Origin of the sequence: Bacillus cereus group sp. MYBK95-2 (assembly GCF_051915225.1) — a bacterium.
Classification (GTDB): domain Bacteria; phylum Bacillota; class Bacilli; order Bacillales; family Bacillaceae_G; genus Bacillus_A; species Bacillus_A cereus.
Genome location: NZ_JBQAEH010000004.1, coordinates 90,723 through 113,379 on the forward strand (window position 1 = coordinate 90,723; position 22,657 = coordinate 113,379).

Here is a 22,657-nt window from a genome sequence, read left to right on the forward strand (position 1 = left end):
AAAACTATGTTTTCACCATTATATCAATGTTACGAATAAGTACAAAGTGAAAAGTAGATGATTTATTTTAAGAGCTATTTAAAATCTTGTATGCAGGAGACTGAGTATGTTTCGAGATAATCGTACGAATGAATTAGTTATATTAAAGGAAATTGCAGAAACATTAAATACATCAAATGATACATATCATGTATTGCAAGCTGTCCTCGAGAAATTGCTAAGTGTAACAGGTTTAACGACAGGATGGATTTTTCTTGCGGATGAAAATGGTAAGTATACGAAGTTAATTGATTATCAATTACCAGAGGCACTTACATATGAAAATAAACGCCCGATGTGCGAAGGTGAATGTTGGTGTTTACGAGGTTTTGTAGATGGAAAATTGGAGAGAGCCGTTAATATTATTGAATGTAAAAGAATTAATAATGCAATTGAATATAATTGGGGGGATACGGAGGGCATTCTTCATCATGCTACGGTTCCTTTAAAAGCTGGGGGAGAAAAATTTGGGGTGTTAAATGTTGCAAGTCCGGGTAAAACACATTTTTCAGAAGAAGAATTAGTATTACTCCAATCGGTTGCCTTCCAAATTGGTACGGCTTTAAAGCGAACAAAATTATATGAAAATGAAAAGAGAAGAGCACATTATTATGTGAAATTAGAGCGTTTCATTCAAGATTTAAAAATGATTCATAAGTTTAATGTACTACCTGAAAAGGTGGTAAATCACGTAGGTGAAGTATTTCAATGGAATCAAGTAGCGCTTTTTATTAGGGAGGAAAAAGAATTATCTCTGCGAGCGTCTTACGTTCAGGAAGAGTTACAAGAGGATGTAAAAGAGGCGGCCAAGAAGGCGTTAGAACAAGATGAACCAGTTCTAATAAAACATCAAATAGGACATAATGTACATCTAAATCGAGCTGTTATTGCTACACCAATACATATTCAAAACCATATATTTGGTGTTTTATGTGTTAGTTTGAATAATGGAGAGTTTGATGCTAATACAATAGATGTAATTCAAGCATTATCGAACCATGTTTCGTTAATAATAGAGAATTTGAGGTTAAACGAGCAGCGCCGTGAACTTGTACGAATGGAAGAAAGAAATCGGTTAGCAAGAGATTTACATGATTCTGTTTCGCAAAAATTATTTTCATTAACCTTCATGACAAAAGGCGCCGAGGCAGTTTTAAAAGGTAAAAATGAAAAGGTAGATCAATCTTTGCATGAGATGCGTGAACTTGCGCAAGGAGCTTTGAAAGAAATGAGGACATTAATTTGGCAGCTTCGTCCGGCAGGATTAGAAAAAGGATTATTGCCAGCTCTAAAGCAGTACGGTGAAAATTTGGGACTGAAAATTAGGGAGCAAGTTACGGGTGTTCGTGATTTACCTCGTGTAGTAGAAGAAGCTTTGTGGCGCATAGGCCAAGAAGCACTGAACAATGTAAGTAAGCATGCAGGTGTAAAAGAAGCGACGATTTATTTTACAGTGAATGAGAAAAATGTATCATTAGAAATAGTTGATCAAGGAAAGGGCTTTGTGGAAAAGAATATAAAAGAAAAGAAATCACTAGGTATGACTACGATGCGTGAAAGAGTAGAATTAGTTGGTGGAACAATTAAAATTGTAAGTAGTAATAAACGAACGAGCGTAAAAGTAAATGTACCATTATGATGTGAAAATGAGGGAAGTTTGTGAAAATAAAAGTATTGTTAGTTGATGATCATACAGTCGTTTTAAAAGGATTAGCATTTTTCTTAAGTACACAGGAAGATTTAGAGTTAGTTGGAGAAGCGAATAATGGGAAAGAAGCGTTAGTGAAAGTAGGAGAAACAAATCCCGATGTTATATTAATGGATTTATATATGCCTGAAATGGATGGTGTTGAGGCGACGGCATATATAAAAAAAGAGTATCCAAATGTGAAAGTAATTGTATTAACTAGCTTTTCTGATCAGGCGCATGTGTTACCTGCATTAAGGGCTGGAGCAAGTGGGTATATTTTAAAAGATGTAGAACCAGATCAGCTTGTTGAGGCTATTCGAAGCGCATATAAAGGTAATATTCAATTACATCCGGATATAGCAAATGCTCTTCTCTCTCAAACATTACCTGTAGAAGAAAAGGAAGAAGAATCTTCTATTCAAGTGGATGTGCTAACAGCGAGAGAAAATGAAGTATTGCAGCTATTAGCGAAAGGGATGAGCAATAAGGAAATTGCATCTGTTTTAGTTATTACAGAAAAGACGGTTAAGGCGCATGTAAGTAGTATTTTGAGTAAGTTGAATTTATCTGATCGTACGCAAGCGGCATTATATGCAGTTAAAAATGGAATTGTATAAGACGAAAGTCGTAAGACCAAGTTCGCCTTTAGAAGGTGGACTTTTTTTATGGAAAAATACGTCTATGTGAGGACGAAATTGTCTTTATATAAAGATAAAATATGTTTGTAAGCAACAAAACAACAATTACAAGGGATACCTTTTTTGAAAGCATATAACAACATAAGAGTGAGTACTAGGAGGAATAAATAATGGCAACAGTTTTATTCGTTAAAGCAAATAACCGTCCAGCGGAACAAGCAGTTAGTGTAAAATTATATGAGGCATTTTTAGCAAACTATAAAGAAGCACACCCAAATGATACAGTAGTAGAACTTGATTTATATAAAGAAGAATTACCATACGTAGGCGTAGACATGATCAATGGTACATTCAAGGTAGGTAAAGGATTTGATTTAACAGAAGAAGAAGCAAAAGCAGTAGCAGTTGCTGATAAGTATTTAAATCAATTCCTAGAAGCTGATAAAGTTGTTTTCGGCTTCCCATTATGGAACTTAACGATTCCAGCAGTATTGCACACATATATTGATTATTTAAACCGTGCTGGTAAAACGTTCAAATATACGCCAGAGGGTCCAGTTGGCCTAATTGGAGATAAGAAGATTGCATTATTAAATGCAAGAGGCGGCGTATATTCAGAAGGTCCAGCAGCTGAGGTAGAAATGGCTGTTAAATATGTAGCAAGTATGATGGGCTTCTTCGGCGCAACAAACATGGAAACAGTAGTTATTGAAGGACATAACCAATTCCCAGATAAAGCAGAAGAAATCATCGCTGCAGGTCTTGAAGAAGCAGCTAAAGTAGCAAGTAAATTTTAATTAAAATTATAATCGTCACTCGAAAAAACAGCATTAACATGTAAACGTTAATGCTGCTTTTTTATATTTTTAGTTCATCAGCCAGCTTTTCTAATGTATTTCGATCTTGTATATAATATGTTCGGCCTTCTTTTCTTAAATAATTTTGTTGGCAAAACTGATTTAATACATATAAAAGATGACGGTAGCTGACATTTAAATATTCCGAGGCCTCGGTATGCTTTTCTATATAACAATTATTTTGCTCTGTTAATAAAATAAAAGCAGCTAATCGATTTTCAAAAGGATAACTATAGTTTTTTGCGTAATTTTCAGTGCGAGTAATTGTCTTTTCTCCAATAAATTTACATAAGTGCTGTAAAAACGTTGCATCTTGTAATAAAAGTTGCTGACAATCTTTAAGAGGAAGTGCCAAACACACACAATCTTCTAGTACTTCAACGGACTTAGTAATATTTTCTACTCCTATTAATCCTAATTCTCCGATAAAAGATGGTGCTTGAATAAAATTAATTAATGAAACCTTCCCGTTTTTATGACTCATATATATTTTGGCTCTCCCAGAAATTAAGTAATAGAGATAAGGAAGAGCATTTCCTTCGCTACATATCATCTCTTTCGTTTGAAAAGAATGCAGCTCTACATATGGCAAGACATGAAATGAAAATAGGGTATGGAATTGATGGATTCGCATGTATTGATAAATTTCTTCCTCATTTTTGCTGATTTTCATATTTTCACCCCTATGTATAGTATGAGATATCTCCTATTATCTTTACAAGAAGGAATGATACGATTTATGTAAATTTGTTTTTGTAGAAAAGAGAGTGTGATGAATTTATGAAAAAATATAAAACATTGTTATTTGATGTAGATGATACATTACTAGACTTCCAAAAGGCTGAAAAAGTGGCTTTACGGGTACTTTTTGAAGAGAAGGGAATCCCTTTAACAGACGAGATAGAGACTCGTTATAAAAAAATAAATAAAGGTCTTTGGGATGCTTTTGAAAAAGGTGAACTATCACGCAATGAAGTTGTAAATACACGATTCTCTCTGTTGTTTAAAGAGTATGGAGAAGAAGTAAATGGAATATTATTCGAAAATAATTATCGTAACTACTTAGAAGAAGGAAATCAACTCATGCAAGGTGCGTTTGAATTTATAAATCAAATTCAAGGGGAGTATGAATTGTATATAGTGACAAATGGTGTTTCTAAGACGCAAGATAAACGTTTGCGTAATGCAGGGTTACATTCATTATTTAAAGATGTCTTTGTTTCGGAAGATACAGGTTTTCAAAAACCGATGAAAGAGTATTTTGATTATGTTTTTGAACGGATTCCTAACTTTGCACCTGAAGAAGGGCTGATTATTGGGGATTCATTAAGCGCTGATATTAAAGGTGGATATGTAGCGGGAATTGATACTTGTTGGTTTAATCCAGAAAGGAAATTAAATGATAGTGGGATTATACCGACATATGAAGTGCATAATTTTGAGGAGTTAGAAGCTTTATTAAAGCAGCATGTGTAATAAAAATAGGCAGTGGAGCTTTCGTCCCCACTGCCTATTTTTATTAATTTTTATTTTCGTTATGTTTTGGGAGTGGAAAGGCATTCCCGATAGCAGCTGCACCAAGCATGGGCAATAGTAAATTAAGCGGGAAAAACATAAGTAATAGTAATGTTATAGCTATTGGCTTTCGTAACGCATAGCTTGAAATTGCTGTCGTTACGATGGCAACAGATGCTACTGGATCTATAGGAAGAATAGATGCTACAGCGTATCCGATACTTGAACCAGAAAATATAATTGGGAAGATATGTCCACCTCGCCACCCTGTGTTCAAACAAACGGCAGTAATGCACAACTTTAAAATCCCTGAAAGAAGTAGTATCCAAAAAGATAAATGGCTCCATTCAACAACTAATTCTTTTAATTGATGTTCCCCTGAAAATAATGTGTACGGAAGAAAAGTTCCCCCGATTCCTAATAAAATACCACCGATAATTCCGAGTGTCAGCTTGTATTCTCTAAAAGGGTGAATTAACTTTTCTAATGTGAATTCTAACTTGAAATAAAAGAAACCAACTATAGCGCCGATACTAGCAAGTGGAAGAAATGCAATCCATTCATTGAAAGAAAGTGCACCTTCCCCGAAATCAACAATAAAGGATCCACGATTATCAAGTTTACTCAGTAGTAAATAAACAGAAAAACCTGCGAAAGTAGTAGCTAAGTATACAATCGCTTTTTTTCCTTTAGAAAAAGCAGCAATTTCTTCCCCCTCATTTTCATTTGGTGCTAAATAACCGAATAATGGTGCGTTAAAAATGACACTTAAAGTAGCGCCAATTCCGATCTCGGTTAGCTCATTCATACCCTTTAAGGCAAATTTAAAGCGATCCCCTACCCATGTGCACAGTCCGCCTATAATTCCAACTAGTGCGGCTTCTGGACCAAGACTAGCACCGAAAATTAAAACAATAATCGCTGTTAAAGTAGCCCGATGGACAAAGCGATATTCGATTCGACCAGTTTTTTTATATTCAGCCATTACTTCAGGCATAAGGCGTGGGTATGTACCGAAATGTTTTTGTGATAGACCAACAAGGACCCCGCCAATTATTGTTACGCAAAGGGTGTAATAAGAGGGAAAAGAGAGAACTTCAGGCAAGTATCCCCAAATAAAGTGGATTCCAATATTTATTGTGACTAAAAATAACCAGACTGTAGCTCCTACTATAGATCCTAGAAGAATGCCATATAGAGCAAGTATGTAATGCATATCTTTTTTATTTGTCATGTTATACCTCCGTTATGTAAATCTTAGTAGGGAAAAAAGTGAAATATACTAGTGAAAAATGGATTGAATATATATAGTATCTTTTTGAGAAGATGGCCTATTCAACATATAGGCTAACTTTTGGGGAATTTGAATTTATAGGTTAAATTACTTATTTAATTTTATAGACTGATTTGAGGTTTTTAAAGGTCTTTTTTGAAATAGACTAGAATATATTTCTTTTGTTGCTTTATATGAAACTGTTAACATTTATTTTAGAACATTCAGAAAAACTGTTTGACATTAGGAAATTATTGCTATAAAATCAACGGTAATTGCATAGTCTTATCAAGAAAAGGTGGAGGGACAGGCCCGATGAAACCTTGGCAACAGCCGTATAACGGAATTGTGCCAAATCCTGCAGGTAGTAATCCTGAGAGATAAGAAAGAGCCTTTAGAGCGTGTTTTCAAACTGCTCCTTTCTTGTTTTCAGGAAAGGGGCAGTTTTTTATTTTGTATAAAAGAAAGGAGAATGAGAGATGGGAGAATCATGGGGAAAAGGAACAATTTGTGTGCAAGGTGGCTATACGCCAAAGAATGGTGAACCACGTGTTTTACCACTTTATCAAAGCACAACGTATAAATACGATACTTCGGATGATTTAGCAGCTCTATTTAACTTAGAGGCAGAAGGATATATTTATACACGTATTGGAAACCCTACTCTAGCAGCATTTGAGCAGAAATTATCAGATTTAGAAGGCGGTGTAGGAGCTGTTGCAACGGCTTCTGGGCAAGCAGCTATTATGCTCGCAGTTTTAAATATTTGTAGTAGTGGAGACCATTTACTTTGCTCTTCAACTGTTTACGGGGGAACGTTTAATTTATTTGGGGTGAGTTTACGTAAGCTTGGCATTGATGTTACGTTCTTTAATCCAAATTTAACGGCAGATGAAATTACGGCGCTTGCTAATGACAAGACGAAACTTATCTATGCAGAATCGTTAGGAAATCCAGCGATGAATGTTTTAAATTTTAAAGAATTTTCAGCTGCCGCTAAAGAATTAGAGGTACCTTTTATCGTTGATAATACATTAGCAACTCCTTATTTATGCCAGGCATTTGAACATGGGGCAAATATTATTGTTCATTCTACGACGAAGTATATCGATGGGCATGCGAGCTCCTTAGGCGGTATTGTAATTGACGGTGGAAACTTTGATTGGACAAATGGAAAGTATCCTGAGCTTGTTGAACCAGATCCAAGTTATCACGGTGTAAGTTACGTTCAAAACTTTGGTGCAGCAGCGTATATTGTGAAAGCACGTGTTCAGCTATTAAGAGATTATGGAAATTGTATGAGCCCATTCAATGCATATATTAGCAATATTGGCTTAGAAACATTGCATTTACGAATGGAGCGTCATAGCGAAAATGCTCTGGCAGTTGCTAAGTGGCTTGCTAATCATGAACGTATTGAATGGGTGAATTATCCGGGATTAGATAGTAATGAAAATTACTCGTTAGCACAACAGTACTTGAAAAAAGGTGCTAGTGGTGTTTTAACTTTCGGTATTAAAGGCGGATTAGAAGCAGCAAAAGAATTTATCGCAAATGTAAAACTAGCAACTCTTGTAACGCACGTAGCTGATGCACGAACTTGCGTTATACATCCCGCTAGTACGACGCATAGACAATTAAATGCTGAAGATCAGCGTTTAGCTGGTGTTACATCCGATTTAATTCGTTTATCGGTTGGTATAGAAGATGTTTCTGATATTATTGCAGATTTGGAAGCAGCTCTAGTTGGAGGCAAAACACATGCCGATCATAATTGATAAAGATTTACCGGCTCGCAAAGTGTTGCAAAAAGAAAATATTTTTGTAATGACGAAGGAGCGGGCAGAAACACAAGATATACGTGCTTTAAAAATTGCTATATTAAATTTAATGCCAACGAAGCAAGACACAGAGGCGCAATTACTTCGCTTAATTGGAAACACACCGTTACAATTAGATGTTCATTTGCTTCATATGGAATCACATCTATCGCGTAATGTAACGCAAGAACATTTAACAAGCTTTTATAAAACGTTTCGTGATATTGAAAATGAAAAGTTTGATGGGCTCATTATTACAGGAGCGCCAGTGGAGACCCTTGCTTTTGAAGAGGTAGATTATTGGGAAGAGCTTAAACATATTATGGAGTATTCAAAAACGAATGTAACATCTACGCTCCATATTTGCTGGGGGGCACAGGCTGGCTTGTACTATCATTATGGTGTTCCAAAGTATCCCCTTAAGGAAAAAATGTTTGGTGTATTTGAACATGAAGTTTGCGAGCAACATGTGAAATTATTACAAGGATTTGATGAATTGTTTTTTGCTCCGCATTCTCGTCATACAGAAGTACGAGAGAATGATATTAGAGAAGTGAAAGAATTAACATTGTTAGCAAACTCTGAAGAAGCAGGTGTTCACCTTGTTATTGGGCCAGAAGGAAGGCAAGTGTTTGCCCTTGGACATAGCGAATATAGTTGTGAGACGTTAAAACAAGAATATGAACGAGATCGTGACAAGGGATTAAATATTGATGTGCCAAAAAACTATTTTAAACATAATAATCCAGATGAAAAGCCGCTTGTTAGGTGGAGGAGTCATGGTAATTTATTGTTTTCTAATTGGTTGAATTATTACGTGTATCAAGAAACCCCTTATATATTGTAAAGAAAGATTGTGTAACACGTGGTAACGTTTTCCTTGTAAAGATTAACCTTTATTTTTCCGAATGTTCAAAATACATTGTTTTTCAGATTTTTTACTCATATAATTTCATCTAAACACAATTTTTGAGGGGTGGACAGTACTATGAAAGAAATTCAAGTTGGGTTATTAGGTCTTGGGACAGTTGGCAGTGGTGTGGTTCGTATTATTACGGATCATCAAGAACGACTCATACACCAAGTAGGTTGTCCAGTGAAGGTAACGAAAGTATTAGTGCAAAACATTGAGAAAGAGAGAGAGGTAGAGGTACCTTCTACTCTATTAACACAAGATGCAAATGAAATTTTAGATAATCCAAATATTGATGTTGTCATTGAAGTGATGGGTGGCATTGATGATGCAAAATCATATATTTTACAAGCTTTAAAAAGCGGAAAGCATGTTGTAACTGCAAATAAAGACTTAATGGCATTACATGGAGCTGAATTATTAGCGACAGCAAAAGATAATAAGGCTGATTTATTCTATGAGGCGAGTGTGGCAGGGGGAATTCCAATTTTACGCAGTATCGTAGAAGGACTTTCTTCAGATCTTATTACGAAAGTAATGGGAATTGTAAATGGAACAACAAATTTTATTTTGACGAAAATGTCAGACGAAGGGAGAGCATATAACGACGTGTTAAAAGAAGCCCAACAACTTGGATTTGCAGAAGCAGATCCAACATCAGATGTAGAAGGTTTAGATGCAGCAAGAAAAATGACGATTTTAGCTACCCTCGGTTTCTCTACAAATGTAGAGCTTGGAGATGTGAAAGTAAAAGGGATTACCTCTATTACAGAGGAAGATATTGAATACAGTAAGAGCTTAGGCTATACAATTAAATTAATCGGTCTTGCAAAACGAGATGGTGAAAAATTGGAGGTTACAGTTGAACCAACTTTACTTCCAAATACACATCCTCTTGCGGCAGTACAAAATGAATATAACGCTGTGTATGTGTACGGTGAAGCAGTTGGAGAAACGATGTTTTATGGACCAGGCGCAGGAAGTTTACCGACAGCGACAGCTGTTGTTTCGGATTTAGTTGCTGTAATGCAAAATATTAGATTAGGGGTAACAGGAAATAGTGCTGTAGTCCCACAATATCAAAAAGTATTAAAAGAGCCAGACGAAATTGTCGTGAAAAAGTTTTTAAGACTGCATGTAAAAGACGAAATTGGTGTATTTGCAAAAATTACTTCATTGTTCTCTGAGCGCGGAGTTAGCTTTGAGAAAATTATTCAAATGCCGCTTGAAGAGAAAGGAAAGGCTGAAATTGTAATTGTAACGCATCGTGCGTCTCTTGCTGATTATGATTATATTCTACATACGTTGCAAGGGTATGTAGAAATAGATTGTTTGAAAGCGAACTATCGAATTGAAGGGGATGCTAAGTAGTATCTCTTACCATAAAACAGAAAGAGCCTATTAAGCAGCTTGCTTAATAGGCTCTTTTCTATTTAAAATCTGCGTACCAACTTGAATAAATGCTTGGATAATCCAGCCTGTTGTAAAGGATAAGATGATTGTTCCAAAATAGATAGGTCCATCTAATAAAAAGCTTAACGTTAAAAATAAAAAGGCTAATGAAATCTCTGTTCTTCTAAACGTCCATTTTTTCTTCTCGGCAACCGTTAAAACGAAAGCTTCTTGAGGCGCTGCACAAAGGTTTGTAGAGACGTAAAGACCAATTCCAGCTCCAACGAATAGATTTCCGCAAATAAGTGTTATATATTTTGGAAGAGAGCGGATAGCGTCCATAATAGTTGTAATGGAACCAATCCAATCAACAAAAAGAGAAATAAGAACCATCGTTACAATTGTACCGATTGTAATTTGTTTTCTATTCCAAAAGAGTACGATAAGTGTAAAGGCAAAGTTAATCATGAAAATCCAAAAACCAATACTTATCCCAAAATTTTGATATAGTGCAATAAAGAAGGAATCATAAGGGCTAAGTCCAAAGGAAGTAATTGTCGTCATCATATTAATACCGATGGCAAGAATGAGTAAACCGCCAATGAAAAATATATATTCTAATTTGAATCGAAGCATAGTTGTATATCCTTTCTAAATGTATTTGCTAGGAAAGGATATATTGTGGAAAGCTTACCAGGTCAAGGAAGAATTTTTGTGAGAAGGGGAAAATGAGATGACAAATATAAGAAAGATTGCTGAACTTGCTGGAGTATCTGTTTCAACTGTTTCACGTGTACTAAATAATCATCCGTACGTAAATGAACAGAAACGAAAAGAAATTTTAGCGATTATAGAAGAATTAAATTACACGCAAAACGTGAATGCAATTCATTTAGTGAAAGGAAAAACGAATGTAATTGGCGTTTTATTGCCACACGTAAATGATCAATATTATAGCGCTATTATCGAGGGGATATCAAAAGAGACAGCAAAGAATAATTATAATATGATGCTTTGCCAGACGAATTATAGTGAAGAAAGAGAACTAGAAATTTTGAATATGTTAAAAATGAAAAAGCTTGATGGGGTTATTATTTGTTCTCGGACAAATAGTAAGGAGAAGCTTGAAGAATATACGAAATTCGGCCCGATTGTTATGTGTGAAGAAATAGATTCGAAGTATATTTCAAGTGTCCATATCGATTACTACAAAGTATTTTCACGTGGGATGAAAAGCTTAATAGATGCCGGTCATACACGTATTGGATATTGTATTGGAAGAAGTAATAGCGTTAATAGCCAAAGACGAAAGAAGGCGTACGAAGATTCGCTTCAACAGAGTATCGTAACACCGTTAGAGACCTGGAAATTTGAGGGGTGTTTTACAGTGGAAGATGGACGCAATGTAATTAGAGAATGGGCTCATATGTCAGTAAAACCGACGGCGTTCCTTGTATCTTGTAACCATATTGCAGCGGGGATGGTTACAGAAGCAAAAAAACAAGGAGTTCGTATTCCAGAGGATATTACGATTATCGGGTGTGATGATCAAGAGGTGGCAGATATATTGGGTATAACGACGATTTCGCATTCTAGTAAAAACGTTGGAGTGAAAGCGTTTGAATTATTATATGAAAAGATTAATGAAGAGAAATTAGATGTGAAGCAGATAGAGTTATTACCAGAGTTAGTAGATAGAGAAACGACATAATTGAGAAGGTGTGAAAATCGCTTTTCAAAATTTCGTTTGGTATAATTATGGACAATCTATGAGGGCTAAAAGGGGTTTTGATATGAGATCAAAAGTAGTAAAAGTAATTCTACTCATTACAATTGCATCTTTCTGTTTATTTGCATATGGCTTTGTTTCAGGTGTAAATGATGTATTAAATCCGAAAGCTTCAAATTTAATTAAAAAGACCGATGTAGTGGCAAAAGAGAAAAAGAAAATGGGAACGTTACAAATCGTTAGTTTAGGTGATTCATTAACGCGTGGCGTTGGTGATAAAGAAGGAATTGGCTATGTTGGGCGAATGAAAGAGGATTTACAAAAAGATTATAAGCAAAAAATTGCATTAACAAATTTAGCAGTTAGTGGTGCAAAAATGCCCGATTTATTAAAACAAATTGAAAGTAATGGCGCTCAATATTCAATTAAGCAAGCAGATGTAATTGTGTTAACGATTGGTGGAAATGATTTGTTCCCAGGCTGGGAATCACTTGGGAAAATAGATTTAGAGACGTATCGTCCTGACACAGAGACGTTTCAAAATGAAGCAAAGAAAATTATAGAAGAAATTCGTAAATTAAATACAGATAGTCCGATTTTTTGGCTTGGTTTATACAATCCTTTTGAAGATGTAGAAGATTTAAAAGGGTCTTCAAACATTGTTGTGGACTGGAATGCATCTTTAGAGAAATTAGCGCTAAACGATAAAAATGTGTATATTACACCGACATTTGATTTATTCCAAAACCGCGGGAAAGATTTATTATACTCTGATCATTTTCATCCGAACGAAGTAGGTTATACGTATATGGCAGAACGTTTAGTTCAAAATGTTGTAAGTAAATTAAAACTAGAACAAGGAGGGGTAAAATGACGACGATACTTTCCGTACGAGACTTGAAGAAGGTAATTGGAAAGAAGACTCTTGTAGAGAATATTTCCTTTGATGTAAAGCAAGGAGAAGTGTTCGGGTTCTTAGGACCAAATGGTGCTGGAAAGACGACTACCATTCGAATGTTAGTCGGATTGATTAAGGCGACAGAAGGTACGATTTCTATCGGTGGTTATTCGATTAAGGAAAATTTCAGAGAAGCGATGCGTCAAATTGGGAGTATCGTTGAAAACCCAGAGTTGTATACATATTTAACGGGATGGGAAAATTTAAAGCAATTTGCTCGTATGTTAGGTGATATATCAGATGAACGTATTATTGAAATTGCTGAAATGGTTCATTTAGATGAAAGAATTCATGACAAGGTAAAAACGTACTCACTTGGTATGAAACAACGCCTTGGAATTGCACAGGCGCTCCTTGGGAATCCGAAATTGCTCATATTAGATGAGCCAACGAATGGTTTAGATCCAGCAGGGATTAGAGAACTTAGGGAATTTATACATAAGCTTGTGAAAGAAGAAAATATGAGCGTGTTTATTTCAAGTCACTTGCTAAGTGAAGTGCAAATGATATGCGATCGCGTTGCTATTATTCATAAAGGAAAGATGATAACAGTTGCCAAGGTTGAAGAATTAATTAAAACAGCAAGTGATCGTGTAGAATGGATTGTTACACCGATTTCTAAGGCGAAAGATATGCTAGAAGCGGCCGAAGAAGTAAGGGAAGTGAGTGTAGAAGGCGATCGATTACTATGCCGCATGGATATTGCATCTATAAGTAGTTGGAATAAACACTTTGTCGCAAATGAAATAGATGTACATAGCGTTAAGGAGCTTGTATTTACGCTAGAAGATTTATTTATTGAACTCACAAGGGGTGAGCAGCATGCGTGAATTTGCGAATCTAGTTTTAAATGAATCAGAAAAGATTTACCGCAAGAAACGTATTTTTGTTGTCATGCTTATTTTAGCAATCTTGATCCCGCTTTTTGTGTATGCGCAGTATCGTGAAATAGAAACGACACAAAAAAGACTCGGTACAACTGATTGGAAGGTTTCATTGCAACAGCAAATTGTTGATTCTCAGAACCGGTTGAACAATTCTAGGTTGCCAGAAGAATGGCGTGATTGGTTAAAGGTAAGAGTTGAGCAACAACAATATTATTTAGATCATAATATTAATCCGATGGCACCGGGTGCACCGACTTTTGTCAGAGCATTTATTGAACAAGGAATTACATTATTCATTCCGCTTCTCGTAATGATTGTCGCCATTGATATCGTTTCAGGAGAACGAAGTGATGGGACGATGAAGATGTTACTTACGCGGCCGATTCGGCGCTGGAAAATACTCCTTAGTAAATACGTGACGATGTTATTTTTCATTTCGCTCATACTGTTTCTTGTAGGTTTGTTTGCTTACATATTATCAGGGCTTGTATTTGGGTACTCGGGATGGAATTTACCTGTTTTAACAGGATTCGTCATTGATAAGGAAACGTTAAATACGAACTTTGTACATCTTATTCCGCAGTGGCAATACATCTTAATGGCGTATGGACTAGCCTGGTTTGTTGCTATCGTTGTCGGAACTATATCATTTATGGTCTCTGTTTTAATTCGTAATACACCAGCTGGTATGGGCGTTATGCTAGCTGCATTAATTGCAGGCGGTATTTTAAGCTCGTTCGCAACATCTTGGGAAGGCGCCAAATATATTTTTAGTGTGAATTTATCATTAACGGATTATTTATCAGGAAAATTACCTGCATTACAAGGTTTATCGATGGGATTTTCTTTGATGAATTTAACTGTTTGGGCAGTTGTTTCTCTTGTTATTTCGTTCGTAGTATTTACAAGACAGGATATGGTGAATTAATTAGACAGGAAGTGACAGTATGGAAAATGTTTTAAAGAATGATTGGGAGCCACTATTGGCACCAGAATTCGAGAAAGAGTATTATCTTACTCTATCCAGTTTTTTGACAGAAGAATACAGCACGCATGTTGTTTATCCGAAGGTAGAAGATATTTTTAAAGCTCTTCAGTATACAAGTTATGAAAATACAAAGGTTGTCATTTTAGGGCAAGATCCATATCATGGACCGAATCAAGCGCATGGTTTAAGCTTTTCTGTGCAACCTGGTGTTAAAACACCACCGTCATTGTTAAATATGTATAAAGAACTTCGAGATGAATATGGTTATGAAATCCCGAATAACGGTTATTTAGTAAAATGGGCGGAACAAGGAGTATTATTACTAAATACCGTATTAACAGTTCGTCAAGGCGAAGCAAATTCTCATAAGGGAAAAGGATGGGAGCACTTCACAGATCGTGTAATTGAACTATTGAACGAACGTGAAAAGCCAGTTATTTTCATATTGTGGGGGCGCCATGCGCAGGCGAAGAAGAAATTAATTACGAATCCGAATCATCATATTATCGAATCTGTACATCCAAGCCCATTATCGGCAAGACGTGGTTTCTTTGGTAGTAAGCCATATTCTAAAATAAATACAATTTTAGCTAATATGGGCGAAAGAGAAATTGATTGGGAAATTCCAAATTTATAAATAGAAAAGGTAGTTAACAGTTGTTAACTACCTTTTTATTATCATTGTTGCTCGTTCTTTAATTTTGCATCTAGTACAAAAGTACCAAATGGGATAACTGATGAAACGAATGCTCCAAGTGCCCATAAAATTGATTTACGGTGTACGATTGTTACTTGAATTACTGCAAAGATGAATAGAATAAATAGAACACCATGAGCCATGCCTGTAATTTTAACAGCTGTTGCAAATCCTGCAAAATATTTCAATGGCATTGCTACAAATAATAGTAATAGGAAAGAAATACCCTCAACTAGTCCAATTGCTCTTAATCGTCCGATTGGTGTAGATAACATAAAGTAGCCTCCTTTAACGTATGCTTGTATATAGTAAATTTGTATTCTTTTTCAAAATAAAATAGTCTATTTTGTTTCATTATATACAAAAAGAAAGTTTACACTACGAGAATAGTGCAAAGTTCAAAATATAGTCACAAAAGCATGAGAATTTAAATAAAAACCTATTTGAAGTATTTGACTTCAAATAGGTTTTGTGAATGAAAATATTAAACAAGTACATCCGTTTTTAAAACGAATTTCTCTACAACTTTTGCAACACCATCGTTCATATTTGTATCTGTTACGTAGTTCGCAATTTCTTTAATATCATCAGGTGCATTGCCCATTGCAACGCCAAGACCAGCAAATTCAATCATTGCTTGGTCGTTATAGCTATCGCCCATTGCGATAACTTCTTCACGCTTAATGCCAAGCTTTTGAATCAGTTTGTTTAAGCTCGTTCCTTTTGTAACACCGGCTTCTGTAAATTCTAAGAAGAATGGTTTCGAACGCATCACGCTTAATTGGCCTTCTAGTTGTTTTTGTAGTTTCTTTTCAACTTCAACAAGGCGTTCAGCCTCTTTATTCATTAATACTTTTACTACAGGCTCTTTAACTGCGGCTTTAAAGTCATCTACTACAACAATTGGCATACCGGTAATATCGCCCTCAATTTCAGTATAAGGATTATTTTCTTCCGTTACGATATCATCGCCCATATAAGTATGAATCCATACATCTTCAGTTTGACTAATTTCAAATAGGTTGTGAACGATTTCAGGAGATAGCGTACTACTAAAGATTTCTTCGTTTGTTTTACAGTTAATAATTTTTGCACCATTAAAAGATAGAATGAAACTGCCGTATTCTTCTAAACGAAGTTCTTTGGCTACATTGCGCATACCAAACGTTGGACGTCCAGAAGCAAGTACAACCTTTACACCTTGCTCTTGTGCAGTCATTAACGCTTCTTTCGTACGAGGTGAAATAGTATGGTCATCACGTAATAAAGTATCATCTAAATCTAAAACAATCATTTTATAAGTCATATAGAAAATTCCTTTCTTTAATTGAAATCAAAATACATGTTCATGAAGATGTTGAGGAATAATAGTAAGACATCAAACCTCTTTGAAAAGAAGTAGATAAATTATTATGAGTTGTTGCTCATAATATTGGTTAATAATCATTGGGGAAGAATAAAACCCCAATGATTAAAGTTTGATTTTATCGTAACAACTCTAAAGGTAGAGTGCAATAATGGAAGTTTTCCAATTTAAGATATTTGTTTTGCAGCGGAACGAGAAAATAGTATTTCTAGCAAGATTGCCATTACAGATCCAAGAACGAGACCATTACTTAAAAACGATGCTAGAAATGGTGGAAGTGTGGAATATGCTCCTGCTGGAACAAACATAACTCCGACTCCTGTAAAGATTGAAAGACCGGCTACTTTAAATAATCGTTCTTTATCCTGGACAGTTTCGTATTCTCGAAAGGCGAGACCAATCATGCTTGCGAATACAGGATAAATAGCGGCATAACCAACTGCAACAGGGATTGCTGCAAAGAATGAAGTAATCTTTGGAAATATACTAACGACAATAATAAAGCTTGACCCTAATATAAACGGGAGACGTTTATAAATATTAGTCGTTGCAATAAAACCTGCTGATCCAGAAATAGCGACAGGCCCAATAGCTGAAAATAGGCCGCCTAGCAATTGGTTGATTCCTGTTATAATGCCAGCTTGTTTAAAACGATCTGATGCAGCGTTTTCTTCATATTTAGAGACCACCTTTTGTACAACGCGAATACTTGCTAACATATTTGTTAGAAGTAAGAGTGTAACGAAAATGACCGTAATTACCATGTTCCATTCAACACGAGGCATTCCGAAAACAAATAAGGATGGAAAACGGATTATGTCTGTCACTGGTGTTATTGGATTAGATAATCCGAAACATGCGAATAATATCCAGCCGCATACGATACTGAAAAGAACGGAATATTGTCCAATAATAGGTAGCTTCATGATGAAAAAGGATAGTAAAATAACAATGAGTGAAAGAATAAATACGTTAGGTTGTACTTCTGTATGTTTTCCATCAAGGCCAAACATTCCCTTTAAGAAGGAGCCACTAAGCTGCGCGACAAGAAGAAATAAATACGTTCCAATGACTGTCGGTGTAAAATAGCGAACAAGTTTATCAATAAGTCCAAAAACGCTAAGAATAATACAAATAATACCGCTTAATAAGAAAGCATATTGAAGAACTTTAAGTGTCTCATTGCTTGATCCAAATAATACGACGCCTAAACTTGCGTAAAGGGAGAAAATTCCCCACCAAAGGCCAGCAGGACCTTCTTGAATAGGAAGTTTATGCCCAAATATAGCTTGCAAGAGACCAGCAAAGCCTAGAACAAATAACGTTCTTTGTACGAATGCGATAGCTTCAGCGCCATTAAGATCATAACTAGTTGCGACACTAATTGGTACAATAAGGCTTCCAGCTAAAATAAATAGTGCCCATTGTAAGGCGGAAAGAAATGTCTTCATTATATCAACCTCTTTCATAGATTCCGTATCTAGTATATACGTATTTTATTTCCACTGGCAAAGATTGTAGATAGAGAAAAGAGTTGAAACACGGTATGAATGCACGTAAGCAATTATGGATAGCAGTTATATGTATGACTTTTGTTGTAATTCTAGGAACGATAGGATTTATGACGATTGAAGAGATTAGTTTGTTTCAAGCATTTTGGATGACAATGATTACTGTATTGACTGTTGGATACGGAGATGCTGTTCCTGTAACGCAAGCGGGGAAAGTATTTGCGCTTCTTATTATTCCTGTTGGCGTAGGTATTGTTACGTATGCAATTGGGGTAGTGGCAGCTATGATTATTGAAGGGAATTTATTTCATGCAGTACGGAGGAAGAAGATGGATAAACAAATAGCGCAGTTGAAAAATCATATTATAGTATGTGGTTGCGGTAGAGTGGGGCTTCAAGTTGTACATGAATTGCAAGAAAAGAATATTCCATTTGTCGTTGTTGATAAAGATGAAAGTATATTGGAGCAGGAAAAGCTTTTATTTGTACATGGAGATGCAACGGAAGATCAAGTATTACATAATGCCGGAATTTTAAAAGCAGCTGGTTTAGTTGCTATTGTTGCAAATGATGCCGAAAATGTATTTATTACATTAACAGCAAGAGGGTTAAACGATACGATTAAAATTGTGGCGAGATCTGAAAAGCCAGAAACTGAAGAGAAATTAAGGCGTGCCGGTGCAAATAAGGTTATTAATCCATCTAGTATGGCGGGTATTCATATCGCAAAAGGTATTGCAAATCCATTAACCGTTCATTATATTGATACAGTGTTGTATGGAATAGAACAGTCATTTGTCATTGAAGAAATTCTAGTTGGAAAAGATTCAATATTAGTTGGTAAATCGTTACTAGAGAGTAATGTAAGGAATCAGTTTGATGTAACAATATTAGCGATTTCAAGAAATGGGGATATTATACATAATCCAGCAGGGCAGGAAAAATTGAAAGAACGTGATATGATAATAGTATTTGGTTCAGTAGAGAAATTGGGGCAATTCGAGAAAGAATTACAAAGTACGAGGTGAGAAGGAATGCAAATATCTAGCGACAAGATTTTAAATAAAATGGCGAATGAAATTGCGAAGGCAAAAAGTAGTGAAGGACAAAAGTCAAAAGAACATTTATTAGTTGTGCGTGCTTTATGTGACTTATTATTAGATGAACAAGTTGAAACATCTACATATAGAGAACCGCAAATTCCATCGCAAGTAATTGGATCACAACCAGTAACAACTATGCAACCAATTGCACCTGTTTCTGGGGAGCCGGTATATATAAAAGAAAGTGATGCAAACGGTAATTCTTTATTTGATTTTTAGAAGATAAATCGTTTGGCTTATATGAAAAAATTGCTTATGATAAAGGTAAAAAAGGGGAATTAAGATGAAAATTTTCTTTTTACTAGGTTGTATTGCAGCGGGGCTATCTGTTGCGTTAGGGGCCTTTGGAGCACACGGTTTAGAAAATAAAATTTCTGCGAAAATGTTAGAAGTTTGGAAAACAGGCGTTACATATCAGATGTTTCATGCAGGTGGATTATTCGTAGTTGCTTTATTGATGGATAAGGTTCAATCATCACTTTTAACTACTGCTGGTTGGCTAATGGTAGCTGGGATTATTATGTTCTCAGGTAGTTTGTATGCATTAAGTACGACAGGCATTAAGTTCTTTGGCCCAATTACACCTCTTGGTGGTGTAGCGTTTATTGTGGCGTGGATTCTAGTAGGGACTGCAGTTGTAAAAGGATTATAAAAAACAAAAGCTGGCATTTGCCAGCTTTTTTTATGGTCTTGGAGTATAAGTTGCTTGTTGACTAGGTAAATACGTAATTTCTTCTGGAAATTCTACGTAATCTAAGTAGATCATTAATAGTAAATAGCGTTTTCCTGATTGCGGTTCACTAATAACGATATGGTCACGGCCAGCTGCTTCAATAGTACCTGTATAAGATTGTGTACCAAGGGAACTGCCACGTTCATAAGTCATTACAACTGTAGCTTGCTTACCTTTGTTTAAACGAAGGATATTTTCAATATAGGATTGCTCTAGAGGTAACATGCCTTGAGAAATTGCATATTGAGCTTGCGCAGCTTGAGCTGTTTGTTGTTGCATCGCTTGCTGCTGTTGTTGAGTCATTTGTTGCGGTTGTACATAAGTTCCAGATGGTTGATAAAAACCTGTTCCATAGTACGGATTTTGTTGCTGTGCCATTCAAAAATCCCTCCTCATTTTCATCTCTTAATATACGCTAGGGCAGTCTTCGCCAGATGGTTGGAAGAAGCAGTGCTTTTTGAAGCGACCAGAGTTTTGTTGGTTATACCAAGTTGGTGGACAAGGACCTTCAGGTCTAAAGAACCATAAGGCAAAGTTAGCGGGCCAAAAACGTTGTCCTTGAATAGTTCGCCTTGCTAAGGCGATATCTTGTTCCCTGGCTCTTTGATAAAAATACCCTTTTTGTGTTGCCTCAAAACCACCAGGATTTTGATAAACCATTTGACGTAAATTACGTATTTTTCTAAAATCTAAACAATTTCCGCGGACACGATTTACTCCAACGTTTCCGACCATTAACATTCCTTGTTGCCCTTCTCCTTCGGCTTCAGCACGCATCAGTCTAGCCAACAACTTTACATCTTCTTCGTTATAAGCAATAACGCCCATTATGTGTCACCTCTCTTTTTGTAATACCTTTTGGAAAGAGGTTTATCCCGCATTAACGGGCAGTAAGACTCCTGCCCTAAAATTTGGTTGAAGTAAAGAAATTAGATGGGAGATCAAACTGCCCGTAAACGCCCGATTGGTTCAACTAATAATCAGCGGGGGATTCCCCCACTGATTAAAGTTTCACTTTATCTCTAGATGAAGTGTGTAACAATTACTAGTTCATACGTATGAGAAAAAGGACTCAGATATGACAACCAAACGAAGTTTTACATTGAGAGTGGAAAATAAAAAAAGCTAGCGTGAGCCAGCTTTTTTATTAAAAAACTCTAGACCATAAGTTTGAGAAGAAATCACCAATAGAGCGCATTGTTAACACAAACCAATTTGCTTTTTCAACTTCCTCTGTCGTTTTTGCAGTAACTTTCATACTTTTACTACCGTCTAAGAAACCATATTTATCAGTTGATTCTAAAGTAATTGAGCTTACTTTGGTATCTTTCTTAATAGGTGCAACTAAATGTCCATCTTCAGAAAGAGATTTATCTAATTCAGTTCCAATTTTATAAGGCTCTTTGCTACCTTTTTTCGCAATTACTGTTATTTCTTTTTCGGGTGCAACAGTTACTTGGTCTTCTTTCCCTTTTACTACAGAGATTGTATTGTTTTTATTAACTTTTAGTTTTTGTTTTTCAAAGTTATTAAATCCATATTCGATTAATTCACGAGATTCCGTGAAACGTTCATCCATTGATTTTGTTTTAATAATAACCGAGATAAGACGTACATCACCACGTTTAGCAGTAATGGTAAATCCGTATCCAGCTGTATCAGAACTTCCGGTTTTTAAACCATCAGTACCTTCATAAGCGAAAGCAGCTCCTGGTAACATCCAATTCCAGTTTTCCATACGAATTGGTTTTGGGTGATTGTCTGGGAAGTTTCTAAATCTTTGTTTTGTATCCTCTAGCATTTCTGGATACTTTGTAATCATTGCTTTTGAAAGCATACCCATATCACGAGCTGACATAGAGTTTTCTGCATTTGGATCAGTACCCTCAGGATGTTTTCCTTTTAAGTCAGCGTTATTTAAGCCAGTAGCGTTTACAAATTTATATTTCTTTAATCCTAGCTTTTTAGCATGTTCATTTGCAAGATTTAAGAAGTTTTTCTCACTTCCTGCAAGAAGTTCTGCTAAAGCAATACTAGATCCATTTGCAGAGAATATAACAATAGAATGATATAATTCTTTTACAGTATATTGACGTCCTTTTTCGAACGGTACATTAGAGAATTCATTATTACGAGAGACTTCATAAGCGTAATCAGAAATATTTACTTTCGTATCCCATGTGATTTTTCCTTCTTTAATTGCTTCTAAAACAGCGTAAACAACAATTAATTTTGACATACTAGCAATAGCTAGCAATTCATCTGGATTTTGCTCGTGAAGTATTTTTCCTGTATCTGCATCAAATAAAAGTGCAGCAGCCGCCTCAATATGTATTTTTTCTTCCGCATGGGATGTTGTTACTCCTAAGGAAGAAATTGACAATACAAGCAATAGTAAAATAGACAAGATTTTTTTCATATAGATTATCACCTTCGCATCGTTATTTAGCATATAGCTCGTATCATTTTAGCATATCTTTACATATAAAAAGGTTACAATTTTACAAGAAATTTGAAAAAATGTTGGTTTTTCTTCAAAAGTGCAGAA

General features: G+C 35.7%; 24 protein-coding genes and 1 riboswitch. Of the genes, 15 read left to right on the forward strand and 9 right to left on the reverse strand.

The features are described 5' to 3' along the window. The first annotated feature begins 106 nt into the window (after positions 1-106). The 3 genes from ACTFN4_RS15045 (at position 107) to ACTFN4_RS15055 (ending at position 3,164) form a co-directional block, all read left to right on the forward strand. On the forward strand, positions 107-1,678 hold the full coding sequence (locus ACTFN4_RS15045) for a GAF domain-containing sensor histidine kinase (protein ID WP_000488138.1): 1,572 nt from the start codon (positions 107-109) through the stop codon (positions 1,676-1,678). A 20-nt stretch (positions 1,679-1,698) separates the two neighbouring features. Further along, on the forward strand, positions 1,699-2,346 hold the full coding sequence (locus ACTFN4_RS15050; protein ID WP_000695801.1) for a response regulator: 648 nt from the start codon (positions 1,699-1,701) through the stop codon (positions 2,344-2,346). 191 nt (positions 2,347-2,537) lie between these two features. Beyond that, positions 2,538-3,164, forward strand: a complete 627-nt coding sequence (locus ACTFN4_RS15055) for an FMN-dependent NADH-azoreductase (protein WP_000246735.1) — start codon at positions 2,538-2,540, stop codon at positions 3,162-3,164. 61 nt (positions 3,165-3,225) lie between these two features. Here ACTFN4_RS15055 and ACTFN4_RS15060 read toward each other — a convergent pair whose 3' ends face one another. Further along, the gene (locus ACTFN4_RS15060) at positions 3,226-3,897 is read right to left on the reverse strand and encodes a transcriptional regulator YeiL (RefSeq protein ID WP_000703327.1); all 672 of its coding nucleotides are present in this window, start codon (positions 3,895-3,897) and stop codon (positions 3,226-3,228) included. Positions 3,898-4,004: 107 nt separating this feature from the next. Between ACTFN4_RS15060 and ACTFN4_RS15065 the strand changes: the two genes are divergently transcribed. Continuing rightward, positions 4,005-4,700 (forward strand): YjjG family noncanonical pyrimidine nucleotidase, encoded by a 696-nt coding sequence (locus ACTFN4_RS15065; protein WP_069604551.1) that lies wholly within the window; start codon positions 4,005-4,007, stop codon positions 4,698-4,700. A 43-nt stretch (positions 4,701-4,743) separates the two neighbouring features. Here the strand turns inward: ACTFN4_RS15065 and ACTFN4_RS15070 are convergent, their stop codons facing one another. After that, positions 4,744-5,973, reverse strand: coding sequence for a chloride channel protein (locus ACTFN4_RS15070; protein ID WP_134207459.1), 1,230 nt, complete (start codon positions 5,971-5,973; stop codon positions 4,744-4,746). A gap of 321 nt (positions 5,974-6,294) precedes the next feature. Then, positions 6,295-6,399, forward strand: a riboswitch (SAM riboswitch). A 92-nt stretch (positions 6,400-6,491) separates the two neighbouring features. On the opposite strand from ACTFN4_RS15070, the gene ACTFN4_RS15075 reads away from it, so the two are divergent. The 3 genes from ACTFN4_RS15075 (at position 6,492) to ACTFN4_RS15085 (ending at position 10,116) form a co-directional block, all read left to right on the forward strand. Continuing rightward, the gene (locus ACTFN4_RS15075) at positions 6,492-7,790 is read left to right on the forward strand and encodes a bifunctional O-acetylhomoserine aminocarboxypropyltransferase/cysteine synthase (RefSeq protein ID WP_000504780.1); all 1,299 of its coding nucleotides are present in this window, start codon (positions 6,492-6,494) and stop codon (positions 7,788-7,790) included. Beyond that, positions 7,774-8,679, forward strand: coding sequence for a homoserine O-acetyltransferase MetA (gene metA, locus ACTFN4_RS15080; RefSeq protein ID WP_001121536.1), 906 nt, complete (start codon positions 7,774-7,776; stop codon positions 8,677-8,679). The genes ACTFN4_RS15075 and metA overlap by 17 nt, the downstream gene beginning before the upstream one ends. A 141-nt stretch (positions 8,680-8,820) precedes the next feature. Then, the gene (locus ACTFN4_RS15085) at positions 8,821-10,116 is read left to right on the forward strand and encodes a homoserine dehydrogenase (protein WP_017672913.1); all 1,296 of its coding nucleotides are present in this window, start codon (positions 8,821-8,823) and stop codon (positions 10,114-10,116) included. A 30-nt stretch (positions 10,117-10,146) separates the two neighbouring features. On the opposite strand, the gene ACTFN4_RS15090 is transcribed toward ACTFN4_RS15085, so the two are convergent. After that, on the reverse strand, positions 10,147-10,773 hold the full coding sequence (locus tag ACTFN4_RS15090) for a YczE/YyaS/YitT family protein (protein ID WP_000943416.1): 627 nt from the start codon (positions 10,771-10,773) through the stop codon (positions 10,147-10,149). Between the two features lie 97 nt (positions 10,774-10,870). Between ACTFN4_RS15090 and ACTFN4_RS15095 the strand changes: the two genes are divergently transcribed. From ACTFN4_RS15095 to ACTFN4_RS15115, 5 genes are read left to right on the forward strand one after another with little or no spacing between them, the layout of a single operon-like run. Continuing rightward, on the forward strand, positions 10,871-11,848 hold the full coding sequence (locus tag ACTFN4_RS15095; protein WP_086401111.1) for a LacI family DNA-binding transcriptional regulator: 978 nt from the start codon (positions 10,871-10,873) through the stop codon (positions 11,846-11,848). 10 nt (positions 11,849-11,858) lie between these two features. Beyond that, the gene (locus ACTFN4_RS15100) at positions 11,859-12,740 is read left to right on the forward strand and encodes an SGNH/GDSL hydrolase family protein (RefSeq protein WP_002180592.1); all 882 of its coding nucleotides are present in this window, start codon (positions 11,859-11,861) and stop codon (positions 12,738-12,740) included. Then, positions 12,737-13,654, forward strand: a complete 918-nt coding sequence (locus tag ACTFN4_RS15105; RefSeq protein WP_000207717.1) for an ABC transporter ATP-binding protein — start codon at positions 12,737-12,739, stop codon at positions 13,652-13,654. The genes ACTFN4_RS15100 and ACTFN4_RS15105 overlap by 4 nt, the downstream gene beginning before the upstream one ends. Beyond that, positions 13,647-14,639: an ABC transporter permease subunit gene (locus ACTFN4_RS15110; RefSeq protein WP_001206500.1), complete on the forward strand. Its 993-nt coding sequence runs from the start codon at positions 13,647-13,649 to the stop codon at positions 14,637-14,639. Before ACTFN4_RS15105 ends, ACTFN4_RS15110 begins: the two co-directional genes overlap by 8 nt. Before the next feature lie 19 nt (positions 14,640-14,658). Continuing rightward, complete coding sequence (locus ACTFN4_RS15115) at positions 14,659-15,336, forward strand: uracil-DNA glycosylase (RefSeq protein WP_086401109.1); 678 nt, start codon at positions 14,659-14,661, stop codon at positions 15,334-15,336. A 41-nt stretch (positions 15,337-15,377) separates the two neighbouring features. On the opposite strand, the gene ACTFN4_RS15120 is transcribed toward ACTFN4_RS15115, so the two are convergent. The 3 genes from ACTFN4_RS15120 to ACTFN4_RS15130 form a co-directional block, all read right to left on the reverse strand. Beyond that, positions 15,378-15,671, reverse strand: a complete 294-nt coding sequence (locus ACTFN4_RS15120) for a DUF3817 domain-containing protein (protein WP_000953396.1) — start codon at positions 15,669-15,671, stop codon at positions 15,378-15,380. Positions 15,672-15,880: 209 nt separating this feature from the next. Beyond that, positions 15,881-16,702, reverse strand: a complete 822-nt coding sequence (locus ACTFN4_RS15125) for a Cof-type HAD-IIB family hydrolase (RefSeq protein ID WP_000221395.1) — start codon at positions 16,700-16,702, stop codon at positions 15,881-15,883. A 227-nt stretch (positions 16,703-16,929) separates the two neighbouring features. Next, positions 16,930-18,213 carry a purine/pyrimidine permease gene (locus tag ACTFN4_RS15130; RefSeq protein WP_439962501.1) on the reverse strand — a complete coding sequence of 428 codons (1,284 nt, stop codon included), beginning with the start codon at positions 18,211-18,213 and terminating at the stop codon, positions 16,930-16,932. Positions 18,214-18,308: 95 nt separating this feature from the next. Between ACTFN4_RS15130 and ACTFN4_RS15135 the strand changes: the two genes are divergently transcribed. From ACTFN4_RS15135 to ACTFN4_RS15145, 3 genes are all read left to right on the forward strand, one after another. After that, positions 18,309-19,301, forward strand: a complete 993-nt coding sequence (locus ACTFN4_RS15135) for a potassium channel family protein (protein ID WP_000993980.1) — start codon at positions 18,309-18,311, stop codon at positions 19,299-19,301. A gap of 6 nt (positions 19,302-19,307) precedes the next feature. Continuing rightward, positions 19,308-19,595 carry a YwdI family protein gene (locus tag ACTFN4_RS15140; RefSeq protein WP_001167352.1) on the forward strand — a complete coding sequence of 96 codons (288 nt, stop codon included), beginning with the start codon at positions 19,308-19,310 and terminating at the stop codon, positions 19,593-19,595. Between the two features lie 64 nt (positions 19,596-19,659). Next, entirely contained in the window at positions 19,660-20,028 is a 369-nt protein-coding gene (locus ACTFN4_RS15145; RefSeq protein ID WP_000688315.1) for a DUF423 domain-containing protein, read from the forward strand. Between the two features lie 30 nt (positions 20,029-20,058). On the opposite strand, the gene gerQ is transcribed toward ACTFN4_RS15145, so the two are convergent. From gerQ to ACTFN4_RS15160, 3 genes are all read right to left on the reverse strand, one after another. After that, positions 20,059-20,487 carry a spore coat protein GerQ gene (gene gerQ / locus ACTFN4_RS15150; RefSeq protein WP_439962502.1) on the reverse strand — a complete coding sequence of 143 codons (429 nt, stop codon included), beginning with the start codon at positions 20,485-20,487 and terminating at the stop codon, positions 20,059-20,061. Between the two features lie 27 nt (positions 20,488-20,514). Then, entirely contained in the window at positions 20,515-20,937 is a 423-nt protein-coding gene (gene cwlJ / locus ACTFN4_RS15155) for a cell wall hydrolase CwlJ (RefSeq protein WP_000538169.1), read from the reverse strand. A 319-nt stretch (positions 20,938-21,256) separates the two neighbouring features. Next, positions 21,257-22,528 carry a serine hydrolase gene (locus tag ACTFN4_RS15160; protein WP_439962503.1) on the reverse strand — a complete coding sequence of 424 codons (1,272 nt, stop codon included), beginning with the start codon at positions 22,526-22,528 and terminating at the stop codon, positions 21,257-21,259. Positions 22,529-22,657: the final 129 nt, after the last annotated feature.